Below are 16,853 nucleotides of genomic sequence, written 5' to 3' on the forward strand. Positions count from 1 at the left end.
TCCGGCCCCGAAGTGCACCGGCGTGCCTTCAGATGGGGAACGGATCGAACACGTTGATGGCATCATGAGATGGCCTGGTTGTAAAAGGTAACCGGGTTTGGATTTGCGAATAGCGAATAGGGAGTAGCGAATAGTTTGAAAATTCTATTCGCTATTCGCTAGCACCTATTCGCTTCCTATTGATGAGCATTGGCAATGAGAACGATCAAGTGAAATAAGGGCAATTGGTGGATGCCTTGGCATGCACAGGCGATGAAGGACGTGATACGCTGCGATAAGCCGTGGGGAGCTGCGAATAAGCTTTGATCCATGGATTTCCGAATGGGGAAACCCACCTTAAATGCTTGGGAATCTGGCGCCGTTGGCGCCGCGAATAGCCAATAGTGATTAGCGAATAGTTTGAAAATTCTATTCGCTATTCGCTAACACCTATTCGCTGCGTCGCTTAGGCGACGCCAGGTTCCAAGCATTGTGATAAGGTATCTACACCTGAATACATAGGGTGTAAGAAGCGAACCCAGGGAACTGAAACATCTAAGTACCTGGAGGAAAGGACATCAACCGAGACTCCGCAAGTAGTGGCGAGCGAACGCGGACCAGGCCAGTGGCCTTGGGGAATAAAGTGGAACGGAATGGAAAGTCCGGCCGTAGCGGGTGATAGCCCCGTACATGTAGAACACCCAAGGTCCTTGAGTAAGGCGGGACACGTGAAATCCTGTTTGAAATTAGGGGGACCACCCTCTAAGCCTAAGTACTCGTGCATGACCGATAGCGAACAAGTACCGTGAGGGAAAGGTGAAAAGCACCCCGACAAGGGGAGTGAAATAGAACCTGAAACCGGTTGCCTACAAACAGTCGGAGCCCGCAAGGGTGACGGCGTACCTTTTGTATAATGGGTCAACGACTTAGTGTGACGAGCAAGCTTAAGCCGATAGGTGAAGGCGCAGCGAAAGCGAGTCTGAATAGGGCGTTCAGTTCGTCGCATTAGACCCGAAACCGAGTGATCTAGCCATGAGCAGGTTGAAGGTTGGGTAACACCAACTGGAGGACCGAACCCGCATCTGTTGCAATAGATTGGGATGACTTGTGGCTAGGGGTGAAAGGCCAATCAAACTCGGAAATAGCTGGTTCTCCGCGAAAACTATTTAGGTAGTGCGTCGACCGAATACCCTCGGGGGTAGAGCACTGGATGGGCTATGGGGACTCACCGTCTTACTGATCCTAACCAAACTCCGAATACCGAGGAGTACTAGTCGGCAGACACACGGCGGGTGCTAACGTCCGTCGTGAAGAGGGCAACAACCCTGACCTCCAGCTAAGGTCCCCAAGTCATGGCTAAGTGGGAAAGGATGTGAGGATCCCAAAACAACCAGGATGTTGGCTTAGAAGCAGCCATCATTTAAAGAAAGCGTAACAGCTCACTGGTCTAAATAAGGGTCTTTGCGCCGAAAATGTAACGGGGCTAAAGCCATGCACCGAAGCTGAGGATTGTAGCAATCTAACGATTGCCGCAGTGGTAGCGGAGCGTTCCGTAAGCCTGTGAAGGGATACCTGTGAGGGGTCCTGGAGGTATCGGAAGTGCGAATGTTGACATGAGTAACGATAAAGGGGGTGAGAGACCCCCTCGCCGAAAGACCAAGGGTTCCTGCTTAAAGTTAATCTGAGCAGGGTTAGCCGGCCCCTAAGATGAGGCAGAAATGCGTAGTCGATGGGAACCACGTTAATATTCGTGGGCCTGGTGGTAGTGACGGATTGCGTAACTTGTTTGCTCTTATTGGATTGAGCAGGCGGGGAAGCGGTTCCAGGAAATAGCTCCACCGTATAGACCGTACCCGAAACCGACACAGGTGGTCAGGTAGAGTATACCAAGGCGCTTGAGAGAACTATGCTGAAGGAACTCGGCAAATTGCACGCGTAACTTCGGAAGAAGCGTGACCTCTTCGTACGCAAGTATGGAGGGGTGGCACAGACCAGGGGGTAGCGACTGTTTATCAAAAACACAGGGCTCTGCGAAGTTGCAAAACGACGTATAGGGCCTGACGCCTGCCCGGTGCTGGAAGGTTAAAGGGAGAGGTGCAAGCTTTGAACTGAAGCCCCAGTAAACGGCGGCCGTAACTATAACGGTCCTAAGGTAGCGAAATTCCTTGTCGGGTAAGTTCCGACCTGCACGAATGGCGTAACGACTTCCCCGCTGTCTCCAGCATAGACTCAGTGAAATTGAATTCCCCGTGAAGATGCGGGGTTCCTGCGGTCAGACGGAAAGACCCCGTGCACCTTTACTATAGCTTTACACTGGCATTCGTGTCGGCATGTGTAGGATAGGTGGTAGGCTTTGAAGCGGGGACGCCAGTTCTCGTGGAGCCATCCTTGAAATACCACCCTTATCGTCATGGATGTCTAACCGCGGTCCGTTATCCGGATCCGGGACAGTGTATGGTGGGTAGTTTGACTGGGGCGGTCGCCTCCGAAAGAGTAACGGAGGCGCGCGATGGTGGGCTCAGAACGGTCGGAAATCGTTCGTCGAGTGCAATGGCATAAGCCCGCCTGACTGCGAGACTGACAAGTCGAGCAGAGACGAAAGTCGGTCATAGTGATCCGGTGGTCCCGTGTGGAAGGGCCATCGCTCAACGGATAAAAGGTACGCCGGGGATAACAGGCTGATGACCCCCAAGAGTCCATATCGACGGGGTTGTTTGGCACCTCGATGTCGGCTCATCGCATCCTGGGGCTGGAGCAGGTCCCAAGGGTTTGGCTGTTCGCCAATTAAAGCGGTACGTGAGCTGGGTTCAGAACGTCGTGAGACAGTTCGGTCCCTATCTGCCGTGGGTGTAGGAATATTGACAGGATCTGTCCCTAGTACGAGAGGACCGGGATGGACATATCTCTGGTGGACCTGTTGTGGCGCCAGCCGCATAGCAGGGTAGCTATATATGGAATGGATAACCGCTGAAGGCATCTAAGCGGGAAACCAACCTGAAAACGAGTATTCCCTTGAGAACCGTGGAAGACTACCACGTTGATAGGCCGGGTGTGGAAGTGCAGCAATGCATGAAGCTTACCGGTACTAATCGTTCGATTGGCTTGATTGTTCTCATTGCTACTGCTCATCTCGCCGCAAACGCATCGCGTTTGTCGGCTCATGAGCGAATGGCGAATAGGGAGTAGCGAATAGCGCTCCCAATCGCCGCCAAAAAACGTGTTCAAAACAGACCGGATAGACAAGCGAAACCCCTATTGGCTATTCGCTACTCCCTATTCGCTCATCAAATCCAGCTTCTCATTTGGTTTGTCACCGTCGCCGGTGACATTCTTGCCCTTAGTTGACCTGGTGGTTATTGCGGGGTGGCTGCACCCGTTCCCATTCCGAACACGGCCGTGAAACGCCCCTGCGCCAATGGTACTCCGTCTTAAGACGCGGGAGAGTAGGTCGCTGCCAGGTCTATTAAAGGCAAGAGTAAATACCAAATACACAATCTTCTCTTCTACCCCCCGGCCCAGCCGAACAACAGGCCGCCCTCAAGCGGCCTTTTTGCTTCGGTAAAATGCCGGGAAAAGAATACAGACACGAGAGGCGCATTTGACTTCGCTAAGTGCGCCGCGCAGGGTAAAAGCCCTTCGGACTTTCGCCAGCGCGATTTTGCTCACGCAAAACGCCGGCGACTTTGCTAACGCAAAACGCTGATAACGCGGGGTGGAGCAGCCCGGTAGCTCGTCAGGCTCATAACCTGAAGGCCGCAGGTTCAAATCCTGCCCCCGCAACCAAACACAACAAAAAGCCCGCGTGACAGAAATGTTCGCGGGCTTTTCTGCGTTTGGGGTGCAGGTGAAAACGGGGAGGGGGCAGTCAATGCTAAATTCAAACGGTTTGACTGATATTGCCTATCACCCTACGCAGCCACGCGTGGCCCTCATCGGCATCGTGGCGCGCGTGCCAGGCCTGCACGACGCGGAAGCTCGGGATGTCCAGCGGGGGCCGTAAAAGGCGAAGTGGGATTTTGTCTTGCCAGCGCTCGAACAGACGCCTCGGCTCCGTGGCGATGAGATCGGTATCCTGGACGAGAAGTGGGGCCGTCAGGAAATGGCCTGCGGTCAATGCGATCGAGCGCTGTTTTCCGATTTTCTCCAGAACCTGGTCCACCAGTCCATGCGGCTCTCCCCGCATCGATACCTGCAGGTGGCGCAGGGACAGGTAGCGTTCAAGATCGAGAGCATCAGCCAGGCCAGGGTTTTCCAGACGGCCGGCGCACACGAAATCGTCCTCGTACAGCATTTCCTCCCGCAGATGCGATGGCGGTGACGGGAAGACGCCGGCGATCAATTCGACATCGCCGTCATCGAGCATGGAATGACCAATCGTCACATTGGTGTGGCGTACCAGAAGCGAGACGCCGGGTGCTTCGCTGGTGATGCGAACGCTCAGCTGCGGCAACAGCACGAATGCGGAATAATCGGATAGTCCGATTGCAAACCGGCGCGTGCTGACGGACGGGTCGAAGGATCGCTCCGTGCCGAGGACGACTTCGACTTGATCGAGGACCGTGCGGATGGCCGCAGCCATATCGGTTGCCGCCGCGGTGGGGATCATGCCTTTCGGGCTGCGGATGAAGAGAGGGTCGTCAAACAGATGGCGCAGCCGGCCGAGCGCATGGCTGACCGCCGGCTGGGTGAGGCCAAGCCGCTTAGCGGCGCGGGTCACGTGCCCTTCCGTGAAAAGCGCATCGAAAATCACGAGAAGATTGAGGTCTATTCCGGGAAGATGAATTTGCTTCATGAGCCCCATATCAACATTGAATTGGATTGAGCCGGATTACGTCTGCATAGTTACAACTGCAACGTGATGAGGAGCGAGACAATCTTTCGCGATTGCAAAGCATTTTGTCCGGAGCGGACCCGTCTTCACATAACACGACGAAGCTTACCAACGCATCGCAATCTCTACATAACGTTAGATTTAATTTTAGCTAAACCGGATGGAGAAGCAGAAGCGATGACTGTCGCGGTCATCGACGCTGCATGAAACGAGCGTTCAGGCAGTTGCCTCCGTTTGATTTCCTACGCCCTGCCAACCGCACCGTGGAGTGACTGAATTTCCACCGGCCGCGCCGGCCGCCATCTGTGATTGACCTCTGCAGACAGGAAACGTAAATGTCTAGTCAACGTCAGATCGAGAATGATGAGACCTATGATGCAGTCCTCACGGATGCAGATCGGAGAGTTGGCTGCGCGAGCAGGTGTCAGCCATCGCACGATCCATTATTACGAGCGGATCGGGTTGTTTGCGCCTGCCGAACGGGAGGGCGCGGGGTATCGCTATTACGACGAAACTTCGCTCAAGCGGCTGGAAAAGATCGCCGTGCTCAAGAGCTTAGGATTGACCCTCGACGAGATCGCCGGTGTCATCGATCTTTATTTCAGCGATGGCACCGGGATCAGGGGCAAGGAAAAAGTCCTCGCCCTGCTGGAAGCGCAGTTGATGAAAACCGATGCACAGCTGTCCGAATTGACGCGTTTCAAGAGCGATCTCGTGGCCAATATCGAGCGGATGACTGGGTTGATCGCTGCTGCCCGCAAGGCGTAAGATCACATCACGCACTGCGGTTTGAAGCCAAGAATCTCTATGTAACGTCAACTTTAGAATGGGTTGGCGGACAATGACCTTTCGCAACGGGTTTCTGCTTGTTCTTCTGATGCTCTGCGGCTTCATCATTGTCGGGCAGCTCTATGTGACGATCCCGCTGGTGGCAGATATTGCGGGTCAATTCGGCGTTGAACCTGCGCAGGCTGCCCTGGTCGGGTCGGCATTTGGGTTTGTTTATGCTGCCGGTTTTCTTGTTTTCGGGCCTTTGTCCGATCGGTATGGGCGAAAGCCGATCCTCGTGCTTGGCTTGCTGGCGGTGGCTGGCGCGACCGTGCTTGTCAGCATTGCTACAAGTTTTGGCCTGCTGCTTTTGGCCCGTGCCATTCAGGGGTTTGCGGCATCGAGCTTTCCGCCGGCAGCTTTGTCGCTGACGGCCGAGGCCCTGCCGCCGCAACACCGGCCGTTCGGCATTTCGCTGATGAGCTTTGCTTTCCTTGCGGCGGCGCCGCTTGCTCAGTTTTTCGCTGTCCAGTCGGGTGACGGACTTTCAGTGATGATGCTGGAACTGGCTCCATTCTATGTCCTGGGTGCGCTTGGCCTGCTTTTCGCGGTGAAAAATAAAGCGGGCAAGGGAAGGGTCAGGGCACAGGAAGAAGACGGCAGGTTTGCAGGCCTGTTTCATAATGCGGGGATCGTGGCGGCCTGGTGTGCAGCCCCCACCGTCCTGTTCGGTTTCGTGTCCTTCCATGCCGGCGCGCAGGCGCTGAGTGCAAGCCTCGGGGCGGATTTGCAGATGCTGCGCCTTGCGGGTTTGCCGCCGCTGCTTTTGACATTCGCGGCAGCGCCGGTAACGCGCCGTTACGGCGCCCTTGTCACTGCTCGGATCGGATTGTTCTTGGCGGCCTCAGCGTTTGGGCTTGCGCTGTCAGGCGGGACGAGTGCGCTCCTCGCCGCAAGTGCGCTTTTATCTGCTGGTGTCGCCTTTGCCATTCCCGGACTGATTGCCACGATCGCGCAACGCGCAACGGACGCCAATCGTGGTCTTGCGCTGGCGATCTACACTTTCAGCCTGTTTCTCGGCGCCAGCCTCGCACCACCCGCCGTACAAGCCTTGGCCGTGAGTGGCGGCATCCCGCTCTGGCTTTTTCCCGCTTGCTTACTGGTCCTTGCGGCGTTCGGGCTCGCTGCGATCGGTAAACCATCCACCGCCACCTGAGGAGATTGATCATGCCGAAGTTTCATTGCTTGACCGCCATCGTCACCGGGCTTGGCCTTTTGGCTGGCGCCGCCCCGTCTGTTGCCGAAACAGGGAAAGGAAATGCCATGATCACAGCCGCTTTGTCCGGTCAGCCATCCGCGGTCATCGCCGATGATTACAGGCCGGCAGGATATCGCATCGTCGTGTCGCAAGAGGTTTTTGTCGATGGGGAACGGGCTGAACTATCCCGCTACGAACGCCTCGACGGCCGCAATGGCGGACTTGGGGGTGAGCACTTCAGCACCGTCATCGACGAAAAGGGCCGTCTGAAGGGCTTTGCGCGCATGGATCCTGATCTGGCCGGCGGCGTGCTGCCGTCGCCCGAGGAGGCAAGGGCAACCGCCATGCTGTTCTTGAAAGCTGCCGCTCCGGATCTGCTCGGCACTCTGCAGATCAGCTGGATCGCGCCGCATGATGAGCCGCTGCGCGTCAGGCACGGCGACCGCAGCGAAAAGCTGACGCTCACGGGCATGAAGGTGAAAATGCGCAATACGGCCGACGGGCGGTGGTTCTGGGTGATCGTTGGCACGGACAGGAAGGTCATGGTGTTCGAGCGGGACATCGTCTGGGTCACTTTTCCAGGCCACCGTCAGACCGAGCAATGGCTGCATGATTCCTGGCTGGCGGAGACGGGGCGTCTTGCCCGTTCCTTCTGACGGTTCGTATCTTTCGAGGGATATTGTCATGAACCGACGCGAGCATCTGAAGCTAGCAGGACTTGCCGCACTCGCCGTAACTCTTCCACCCGGTGGCGTGTTTGCGCAGGCGCCCGTGCAGACACGCTTGGTCAATCCCGGCGTCTATCGATACCGTGTCGGGGATTTCACCGTGACGGCGATCCAGGACGGTGGGATTTCCCGGCCAGTCGAAGGGCTTGTCACCAATGCCGGTCTGGACGCCGTGCAGATGGCCTTGTCCGAGGCGTTCCAGCCTGAAGATCGTTTTCCGATCACGTTCACGGCGCTTGTGGTCGATACGGGACGGCATCTGGTTGTGATCGATACCGGGGCGGCCGGGTTCTTCGGTGCGAATGCCGGCCGGTTGCCGCAGGGGTTTGCCGCCGCCGGCATTGATCCGGCCAAGGTCGATACCGTTCTCATTTCGCATCTCCATCCGGATCACGTTTCCGGCCTGCGAACGGCGTCCGGACAATTGCTGTTTGCCAATGCGACCATCCACGCGCCGGAAGGTGAGCTGAATTACTGGCTCGATGAGGCGACGGCCGGCCGCGCGCCGGAGCCCGCCAAGCCGTTCTTTCAGAACGCGATGCGGGTACTTGGCCCGGTCTCGGCTTCGATCGTGCGGCTTTCGGGCGAGCGGGAGATTGTTCCGGGGATCACCGCCATTCCAGCCCATGGTCATGCGCCGGGACATACGGTCTTCCAGATCACATCGGGTTCCGAAGGTCTGATGGTGCTGGGTGACGTGGCCAACAATCCGGCCCTTTTCGTGCGCTATCCGGATTGGCGGCCAGCCTTCGACATGGACCGCGAGATGGCGGCCGGAACCCGCAAGCGGCTGCTCGACCGGATCGCCGCCGACCGGCTGCATGTAGCCGGTTATCATTTTCCGTTTCCAGCCCATGGCCATATTCGCCGCGACGGCACAGGGTTTGCCTACGTTCCGGCGCCCCGGGTGCCGCACGATGGGTGATGGAGACGAGGGCGTTCGTGCCGATGAAACATCCACCTTTTTGCCGAAACGGATCAGCCAGCAACGGAAAGGAATGGAGACGATGCCAACAATATTTGACACTCCACGGAGGATAGCGGATCCCGTCACCGCGTTCGGTGAGCGCCGCCGCTTTTTGAAGATGCTCTCGCTTGCAGCGGGCACGGCCGTTCTGGCTCCGGTGCTGGTTCCGGCAGGTTTGACGGTGAATGCTGCGGATGCGCCGGGAAAGCGGACGATCCTGATTACCGGATCGACCAGCGGCCTTGGACGGCGGCTTGCCGAGCGTCTTGCCGGTCCAGCAACGACGATCCTCATTCACGGCCGCAACCGCGGACGCGGCGAGGAGGTGGTCGCGGCTGTTCAAAAGGCTGGCGGGGAAGCCCGGTTCTATTCGGCGGATTTTTCATCCGTCGCGGAAGTCCGGGGGCTTGCAGATGCGGTCCTGCGCGACAATGTCCGCCTGGACGTTCTGGTCAACAATGCCGGTATTTTCAACGGCGAGCCCGGCGAGGGCCGGCAGGTGAGCCAGGACGGGCATGAACTTCGCTTCGCCGTGAACTATCTTGCGCCCTATGCTTTGACCTACCGGCTGCTGCCCGTGTTGAAAGAGAGCCGTCCCGCCCGGATCATCAACGTCACCTCGTCGGGGCAGAACGAAATCGACTTCGATGATGTCATGCTGTCGCGCGGCTACAATGCGCAGCGTGCCTATGGGCAGAGCAAGCTCGCATTGATCATGCTCACCATCGATCTTGCGGCAGAGCTGCAGGGCTCCGGCGTCACCGCAAACTCGATCCACCCGGCCAATTACATGGATACGCCGATGGTCCGGGAATCGGGCATTTCGCCCTGGAGCACCGTCGATGAAGGCGCCGATGCAGTACTTCGGCTTATCAATTCACCGGAACTGGACGGCCGCACGGGGCTCTATTTCAGCGGCCAGCGGGAATCGCGCGCCAATGCGCAGGCCTATGACGAGGAGGCGCGTGCCCGCCTTCGCGCTTTGAGTGCCGGGATCACCAACTCCTGATCAACGCACCATCCGAATGCTGACGTTGCGCGCCCGGGCAATGCCGCCTGGGCGCGCCATCGCTTCCTGCTGTTTAAAAAAGGGTTTTGATATGCTGATGGTTCAATCCGTCCTGATGCGGTTCCTGAAGATCGAAGCAAGAGAAGCAGCCCCGGTCATTGCGGGTTTTCTGATGCAGTTTTCCTTGTTCGTCTGCTATTTCTCCATGCGGCCCATTCGCGAAACCATGGGCGTGGTCGGCGGCGTCAACAATCTTCAGTGGCTGTTCACGGCAACCTTCGTCGCCACGCTGGCGGTTGCGCCGCTGTTTGGCTGGCTTGTTTCCCGCGTCAGACGCCGCAATATCACCCGCTGGATGTTTGGATGTTTCGGGCTGAATATTTTCGGCTTTGCCGTGATGATTCATCTCTATGGCGAGACCGTCTGGCTCGCCCGGATCTTTTTCGTCTGGCTGTCTGTCTTCAATCTGACGGCGATCTCGCTCGCCTGGAGCGTGCTGGTCGATGTCTTCAATTCCGAGCAGGCGAGACGGCTTTTTGCCATCATGGCTGCGGGTGCGAGCTGCGGCGGACTTGCGGGTCCGCTGATCGGCGTGTTGTTCGTCACCAGTATCGGTAATGCCGGGCTGCTTTTGATTGCCGGAACGATGCTCGTGATCACCATCGTCTGTGCAGACTATCTGCAGACGCAGCATGTGCGGGCAGGTGATGAGGCCGTCCGGGGTTCGAAAGACGCATCAGCTGCAAACACGTTGGGCGGAAATCCGTTCGAGGGAGCGGTTCACCTTTTCACCTCGCCTCTGCTTCTGGGTATCGCGAGCTTCGTGGTCCTGCTTGCCAGTGTCAGCACCTTTCTCTATTTCGAGCAGGCCCGGTTCGTCGCCGCGCACTTTACCGATCGCGCGGAGCAGACCCGCTTCTTTTCCGGTGTCGATGCCCTCGTGCAGTTCCTGACCTTGGTGATCCAGGTCTTTCTAACGGGGCGCATTGCCGCCACCTTCGGCATCCGCGCGCTGCTTTTGACTGTGCCGATCATCATGACTGCCGGCTTTCTGATGCTCAGCACGTCCGCCGTCATGGGCATGTTCGTCGTTGTCATGGTGATCCGCCGCGTCGGCGAATATGCGCTGGTGCGGCCGGGCCGGGAGATGCTGTTTACCAGCGTTCCGACGGCCGACAAGTACAAGGCCAAGAACTTCATCGATACGGTGGTCTATCGCGGCGCGGATGCCGTCAGCGGCTGGATGAAGGCGGCTTCCGATATGCTTTTGAGCCCGCAGATGGGCGCGGTCGCCGGGGCGGGCATCGCTTTTGCCTGGGTGTTCTCGGCCATCTATACGCTGCGCCAGCACCGGCGGCTGGAAGACGGGCCGGTGGCGGCATGAAGGGAGCATAAGAACCCCGCATCTGCCTGCCGCACCCATCACGCGTCGATGTCGCGGATGGAATCAAGCGGTCCCTTGAGGGCGGTGCGGGGGTGGACGAGTTCGGGCTGGATGAGGTGGATCTTCACGGCGGGGCGGGGTTCTTCGATGAGTTCGAAGGCTTTGGCCAGCATGCTTTCGGTGTCCTGGCGGATCATGATCACCGGGAAGGGCAGGAAGGAGCCGAATGGGTCGTAGTCGTAGCAGCCGACAACGAGATCGGCGAAGGTTTCGTGCGGGTGCTGCGCCATGAAGCGCAAAAGGCCTTCGAAATTGATCGAGGAATTGATGAACAGTCCGCGTGGCAGTTTTCCTTCGCGCTCATAGAAGGCCTCGAAGGCCTTTTGCGTCATGTCCGGCGAATAGCCGGTCGGCTGGATGCAGGCATCGCTGTCGCCGTCGAGCATTTCCGTCTTGATATCGCGAAAACCCTTGATGCGTTCGCGGCTGGCATGGTCGTTGCGCCCGCCGAACAGGAACAGCTCCTCCGGCTTCAAAGGCACGGCGGCATCGTCGAAACGCTTGATGATCGCCTGCGTCAGCAGGCGGGCGCCCTGGTAGTTGTCGCTGATGACGGATGGCGCCTTGGTTCCGGGAAGGTCGATATTGATATGGCGGATGCCCGCGGCTTCGCACAGGCCATGGACGCTATCGGGATCGGTGGCGCCGGCGATGAACAGCTCGTCGATCGAATAGGAAATCAGCGTTTCGACGGTCGCCAGCTCTTCCTGCGGATCGCGCGAGGCGCTGACGACGACAGGGCATTTGCCGTGGCTGCGCACCTGCGCCTCGAAGGCCTGGGCCATGGAGGAGAAATAGCGGTTGTCATGCACGGGCAAAAGCAGGCCGACCAGGCCGGAGCGGGAATTGCGCAAACCCCGCGCCTGGAGATTGGCGGTATATTGGTGCTTTTCGGCAAGGGTCTGGATGAGCTCGGCCGTGCTTTCCTTGATCCGGCGCTTGCGCCAAGTGCCATTCAGCACGGCGCTGACTGTGGAGGCGGAACAACCTGATAGGACCGAGAGATCGTAGATCGTCGCCTTCTTTTTTCCCTGGTGCTTCATTCCATCCTCCCTTCTTTTCCTTAGTGGCAATTTCCTCTTGACGAAAGTTTAAATCCAAAACATATTATTTGCACCATCGATTGTGCAAAAAAGAAATATCGATTGTGCATGTCGGGGTCCGCTTGAGGAGGCGGTCACGTGGAGGATGCGATTTCCAGCGCCAACCTGAGGTGAAATGACTGCGACCGCCATTGTCATGGCCTGGTCCTGTTGCCTGCGCGGAAACGTTTTGGAGGAGGAAGAGCATGAAAAAGTTTATGATTGCAGCGCTTGCTGCATCTCTGTCGCTTGGCGTCTCGTTTGCGGCCATGGCAGCCGACAAGGTGGGCGTCGTCGTCAAGATCGGCGGTATCCCGTGGTTCAACGCGATGGATGCCGGCATCAAGGAGCAGGGCGCCAAGCTTGGTCTCGATGCCTTCATGGTCGGCCCGACCAGCGCTGACCCTGCCTTGCAGGTGCGCGCCATCGAGGATCTGATCGCGCAAGGGGTCAAGGTCATCGGCGTCGTGCCGAACGATGCCAAGGTGCTGGAGCCGGTTCTTGCCAAGGCCAAGGCCGCCGGCATTTTCGTCATCACGCATGAATCGCCGAGCCAGAAGGGTGCCGACTGGAATTTCGAGCTGGCCTCGTCCACCGGCTTCGGCGAGGCGCATGCCAAACTGCTCGCCGAGAAGATGGGCGGCAAGGGCGAATATGCCGTGTTCGTCGGTTCGCTCACCGTTCCCCTGCACAATGCCTGGGCCGATGCGGCCGTCGCCTATCTGAAAGCCAATTATCCCGACATGAAACTGGTCGGCGAACGCTACGGCGTCGCCGAGGACGTCGACAAGAGCCGCTCGACGGCGCTTGACCTGATCTCAGCCCATCCCGGCCTCAAGGGCTTCCTTGCCTTTGGCAGCCAGGGTCCGATCGGGGCCGGCCGTGCCGTCGAAGAGCGCCGCAAAACCGGTGAAATCTTCGTGCTTGGGCCGTTCTCGCCCGGCCAGGGTCAGAAGCTGATCAAGTCGGGTGCGATTTCCGGCGGCTTCATGTGGAATCCGAAACAGGCCGGCGAAGTCTTCGTCACCATGGCCGATCGCCTGATCAAGGGCGAAAGCGTCAAGGACGGCGACGACATTCCGGGTCTCGGCGTGATCAAGCCGGCCGGAAACGACATCATCGTCGATCAGCTCCTGCCGATCAACAAGGATACCGTGGACGAGCTTGCAGGCATGGGCCTGTAACGTCCCAAAACACGTTCTCCCGGGCTGCTGGGCTGGCTTCGGCCGGTCCGGCGGTGCCCGGAAGTTTCGAACTATCCCGCATTTTCACAGGTTGAACCGATGAGTGGACGCGAAAGCGCTGAGAGTGGCCAAAAGCCGCTTCTGTCCCTGCGCAACATCAACATGACGTTCGGCGGCGTCAAGGCGCTCAAGGATGTCAGCTTCGACGTCCTGCCGGGCGAGGTGCATTGCCTGGCGGGGGAAAACGGCTCGGGCAAGAGCACGCTGATCAAGATCATCACCGGCGTCTACCGTCCGCAGGATGGCGCGGAGATCGTGTTCGACGGACAGACCTATGCGCATATGTCGCCGGTGACGGCGCAGAATTCCGGCATCCAGGTGATCTGGCAGGATCTGGCACTTTTTCCGGAAATGACGGTTGCGGAAAACATTTCCTTCCAGACTCTGCTCGGCCGCTGGCCGCGTTTCGTCAATTATAACAGCATGCGCGAAAAAGCGGTCAAGGCGCTGGCGCGGCTCGGCGTGACGCTGGATGTCGACCGGCCGCTGAAGGACTATGCCATTGCCCAGCGCCAGATCGTGGCGATTGCGCGTGCCCTGGTGGGTGAGGCAAAGCTGGTGTTCATGGACGAACCGACGGCCTCCTTGACGCAGTCGGAAACCGACCATCTCCTCGATATCGTGCGCACCCTCTCTGCTTCCGGCGTCGCCGTTGTCTTCGTCAGCCACCGGCTGGCGGAAGTGTTGGAGATTTCCAGCCGGCTGACGGTGCTGCGCGATGGCGCGCTGGTCGGCGCCTATTCGACCGAGGGCATGACCCAGTCGCGTATTACGGAACTGATGACCGGCAAGACCTTCGACCAGACGGTGCGCGCCCGCAATGCTTCCGCCAATCCGGTGGTGCTGGAGGTCGAGGGGCTGTCGCGGCCCGGCCAGTTCGAGGACATTTCCTTCACGGTGCGGCGCGGTGAAACGCTGGGGATTACCGGGTTGCTGGGCGCCGGGCGCACGGAACTCGCCTTGTCGCTGTTCGGCATGCTGAAACCGAGGTCCGGCACCGTCAGGCTCGAAGGCAAGCCGGTGCATTTTTCGTCCAACCGCGATGCGATTGCGGCGGGGATCGCCTATCTCTCAGAAGACCGGCTGTCCCTCGGGCTGATCCAGCCGCAATCGATCGCCGACAATCTGGTGATCTCTTCCCTCGGCAAGATCACATCCGGCGGGCTGTTGTCCGACAGCCGCAAGCGCGATCTCGTGGCGCAATGGGTCACTGATCTCGGCGTCAAGATCGGGCAGCAGGGCGATGCGATCTCCACCTTGTCCGGCGGCAACCAGCAGCGCATCGCCATTGCCAAATGGCTGGCCACGGATCCGAAACTGCTGATCCTCGATGCGCCGACCGTCGGCGTCGATGTGGGCGCGCGGGCCGGCATCTTCGATATCGTCGCGAAGCTCGCCGAGACCGGTCTTGCGATCATCCTGATCTCCGACGAGGTGCCGGAGGTCTATTTCAATGCCGACCGCGTGCTGCACATGGCGCAGGGGCGGATCGTCAACCAGTTCATGCCGGCGCAGTGCTCGCTCGCCGAAATCGAGGCGGCCGTCTATGCGTAAAACCGTTCAATCCCATGCGACGGAATTTGCGCTGCTTGCCGTCATCGCCATCATCAGCCTGTTCCTGTCGCTTGCGACAGACCGGTTCTTTTCGCTCGGCAATGCGTTCGATCTCATCAATACCAGTTCCGTCAACATCATCTTCGCCGTCGGCCTGCTGGTTGTGCTGATTGCCGGCGGCATCGACATCTCCTTTGCGGTGGCGGCATCGGTCGTCCAGTATGTCGCGGCCCTCATGCTCGGCTGGATGGGCGGCGGCGGCTGGATCAGCGGACTTTTGATCGCCGGGGCGCTTGGCGTGCTTTTGGGCGCCATCAACGCCTTTTTGATCCACAGGTTCCGGATCATCTCGATCGTCGCCACCATCGCCACCTTCAATATCTATTTCGGGCTGTTGATGTTCTTCACCCGCGGGGTGTCGATCTACAACCTGCCGGACTGGCTGACGTCGCGCGTCGTGCTGTTCGAGCATGAGATGGCCGATGGCAGCTGGATCGAGATCACCCTGCCGGTGCTGGTCATGCTGATCTGCGTGGTGGCCACCTGGGTGTTCATCACCCGCACCACGACCGGACGGCAGCTCTACGCCTTCGGTGACAATCCGGAAGGAGCCCGAAGGTTCGGCATCAATATCGGCGCCATGCAGTTCATCGCGTTCGGCTGGCTTGGGCTGATGGCCGGGATTGGCGGGCTGATCCAGGCGCATTATGCGCAGGAAGTGGTTCCGAATGCCCTCTACGGCCGCGAACTGGATGTGCTGGCCGCAGTGGTGCTCGGCGGTGCGCGGCTTGGCGGTGGCAAGGGATCGGTTCTCGGCTGCGTGCTCGGCGTGCTTTTGATTTCGATCACCCAGAACGGGCTCAACCTGGCGGGGGTCTCGCCCTATGCCTTCAAGATGATCGTCGGCGCCATCATTCTCGTCGCCATCACCCTGTCCAATACCAGCATCGAAAAACTGCTGCCGTTCATGCGCCAGGAGGAGGGCCGCAAATGACCGCAATCCTCAACCGCATCAGGACGGCGCTGGGGCCGGATATGGCCGGGCCGGGTTTTGCGCTGATCGCCGTTATCGTGGTCTTCAGCCTTGCCTCGCCGCAATTCTTCAGCCGCGCGACCTTCGGCTCCGTCGCCTTCCAGCTGCCGGAACTCGGGCTTTTGACCCTTGCCATGCTTTTGCCGGTTCTGACCGGCGGGCTGAACCTTGCGATCACCTTCACCGCCAATATTGCCGGGCTGACGGTTGCCTGGGTGCTACAGCAGAATGGCGGTGCCGATGCCGGCCCCTTCGCGTTCTTCCTCGGCTCCGTGCTCGGGATCGGTGTCGGCGCGCTGAGCGGGCTGGTGATGGGGCTGGTGATTGCCTATACCCGCGCCCATCCGATCCTGGTTTCGCTATCGATGATGATCTTCCTGCGCGGACTTGGCGAATTCCTGACGCGCGGCGGCGATGTCTCTGGGTTTCCGGCTTTCCTGCAGCCGCTTGGCCATGGCAGCATCCTCGGATTTCCCATTCCGCTTCTCGTCTTCATCGGCTGTGTGCTGATCTGGCATCTGCTCCTGACGCGGATGAAGCTCGGCTTCAACACCTACATGATCGGCTCGAATATCGAGGCGGCGCGCTATTCCGGCGTCAATACGCGCAAGGTGCTGGTGCTGGTCTATGCGCTTTCGGGGGCGATGTGCGCGATTGCAGGCATCATCATGCTGGCCCGCTTCAACTCCGTGCGCGTCGGCCACGGTGAATCCTATCTCCTGATCACGGTGCTTGCCTGCTTCCTGGGCGGGGTCAATCCATTCGGCGGTTTTGGCCGGGTCATCCCGGTGGCCGTGGCGCTGGTGGTGCTGCAGCTCCTGTCCTCGGGCCTCAATATCATGGGCGCCAACCAGCATCTGGCCACGGCCGTCTGGGGCATCCTGCTCATCACGGTGATGATCCTGCGGTTTGCCGCAGGCCACTTCAAATCTCTCAAGCGAAAAAAAGGATAAGAC

The 16,853-nt window shown here is 58.9% G+C and carries 12 protein-coding genes, 1 tRNA gene and 2 rRNA genes; 13 read left to right on the top strand and 2 right to left on the bottom strand.

Features of this window, described 5'->3' with window-relative positions; translation table 11 throughout:
- Positions 1–203: 203 nt before the first annotated feature.
- From PYR65_RS07235 to PYR65_RS07245, 3 genes are all read left to right on the top strand, one after another.
- Positions 204–3,089: ribosomal RNA gene (locus PYR65_RS07235) — 23S ribosomal RNA — on the top strand.
- Between the two features lie 235 nt (positions 3,090–3,324).
- A 5S ribosomal RNA gene (gene rrf / locus PYR65_RS07240) occupies positions 3,325–3,439 on the top strand.
- A gap of 246 nt (positions 3,440–3,685) precedes the next feature.
- Positions 3,686–3,762, top strand: a tRNA-Met gene (locus PYR65_RS07245).
- Positions 3,763–3,856: 94 nt separating this feature from the next.
- On the opposite strand, the gene PYR65_RS07250 is transcribed toward PYR65_RS07245, so the two are convergent.
- Positions 3,857–4,771: a LysR family transcriptional regulator gene (locus tag PYR65_RS07250; protein WP_276120474.1), complete on the bottom strand. Its 915-nt coding sequence runs from the start codon at positions 4,769–4,771 to the stop codon at positions 3,857–3,859.
- A gap of 411 nt (positions 4,772–5,182) precedes the next feature.
- Here PYR65_RS07250 and PYR65_RS07255 point away from each other — a divergent pair, with 411 nt between their 5' ends.
- The 6 genes from PYR65_RS07255 (at position 5,183) to PYR65_RS07280 (ending at position 10,924) form a co-directional block, all read left to right on the top strand.
- Positions 5,183–5,578, top strand: coding sequence for a MerR family transcriptional regulator (locus tag PYR65_RS07255; protein ID WP_276120475.1), 396 nt, complete (start codon positions 5,183–5,185; stop codon positions 5,576–5,578).
- A 73-nt stretch (positions 5,579–5,651) separates the two neighbouring features.
- On the top strand, positions 5,652–6,794 hold the full coding sequence (locus PYR65_RS07260; protein WP_276120476.1) for an MFS transporter: 1,143 nt from the start codon (positions 5,652–5,654) through the stop codon (positions 6,792–6,794).
- 11 nt (positions 6,795–6,805) lie between these two features.
- Positions 6,806–7,492 (top strand): hypothetical protein, encoded by a 687-nt coding sequence (locus PYR65_RS07265; RefSeq protein WP_276120477.1) that lies wholly within the window; start codon positions 6,806–6,808, stop codon positions 7,490–7,492.
- Between the two features lie 28 nt (positions 7,493–7,520).
- On the top strand, positions 7,521–8,489 hold the full coding sequence (locus tag PYR65_RS07270; protein WP_276120478.1) for an MBL fold metallo-hydrolase: 969 nt from the start codon (positions 7,521–7,523) through the stop codon (positions 8,487–8,489).
- Between the two features lie 82 nt (positions 8,490–8,571).
- Positions 8,572–9,540: an SDR family NAD(P)-dependent oxidoreductase gene (locus tag PYR65_RS07275; RefSeq protein WP_276120479.1), complete on the top strand. Its 969-nt coding sequence runs from the start codon at positions 8,572–8,574 to the stop codon at positions 9,538–9,540.
- 97 nt (positions 9,541–9,637) lie between these two features.
- On the top strand, positions 9,638–10,924 hold the full coding sequence (locus PYR65_RS07280; protein ID WP_276120480.1) for an NTP/NDP exchange transporter: 1,287 nt from the start codon (positions 9,638–9,640) through the stop codon (positions 10,922–10,924).
- A gap of 38 nt (positions 10,925–10,962) precedes the next feature.
- Here PYR65_RS07280 and PYR65_RS07285 read toward each other — a convergent pair whose 3' ends face one another.
- A complete protein-coding gene (locus PYR65_RS07285) occupies positions 10,963–12,027 on the bottom strand; it encodes a LacI family DNA-binding transcriptional regulator (RefSeq protein WP_060639602.1) in 1,065 nt (354 codons plus the stop codon).
- Between the two features lie 245 nt (positions 12,028–12,272).
- On the opposite strand from PYR65_RS07285, the gene PYR65_RS07290 reads away from it, so the two are divergent.
- The 4 genes from PYR65_RS07290 to PYR65_RS07305 all read left to right on the top strand — a co-directional run bounded on the left by PYR65_RS07290 (position 12,273) and on the right by PYR65_RS07305 (position 16,850).
- Entirely contained in the window at positions 12,273–13,250 is a 978-nt protein-coding gene (locus PYR65_RS07290; RefSeq protein WP_276120481.1) for an autoinducer 2 ABC transporter substrate-binding protein, read from the top strand.
- A gap of 99 nt (positions 13,251–13,349) precedes the next feature.
- Positions 13,350–14,864, top strand: coding sequence for a sugar ABC transporter ATP-binding protein (locus PYR65_RS07295; protein ID WP_276120482.1), 1,515 nt, complete (start codon positions 13,350–13,352; stop codon positions 14,862–14,864).
- The gene (locus tag PYR65_RS07300; protein ID WP_276120483.1) at positions 14,857–15,858 is read left to right on the top strand and encodes an ABC transporter permease; all 1,002 of its coding nucleotides are present in this window, start codon (positions 14,857–14,859) and stop codon (positions 15,856–15,858) included. Before PYR65_RS07295 ends, PYR65_RS07300 begins: the two co-directional genes overlap by 8 nt.
- Positions 15,855–16,850, top strand: a complete 996-nt coding sequence (locus tag PYR65_RS07305; protein WP_060639605.1) for an ABC transporter permease — start codon at positions 15,855–15,857, stop codon at positions 16,848–16,850. Before PYR65_RS07300 ends, PYR65_RS07305 begins: the two co-directional genes overlap by 4 nt.
- The last annotated feature ends 3 nt before the right edge of the window (positions 16,851–16,853 follow it).

This window comes from Pararhizobium qamdonense, assembly GCF_029277445.1.
Lineage (GTDB): Bacteria > Pseudomonadota > Alphaproteobacteria > Rhizobiales > Rhizobiaceae > Pararhizobium > Pararhizobium qamdonense.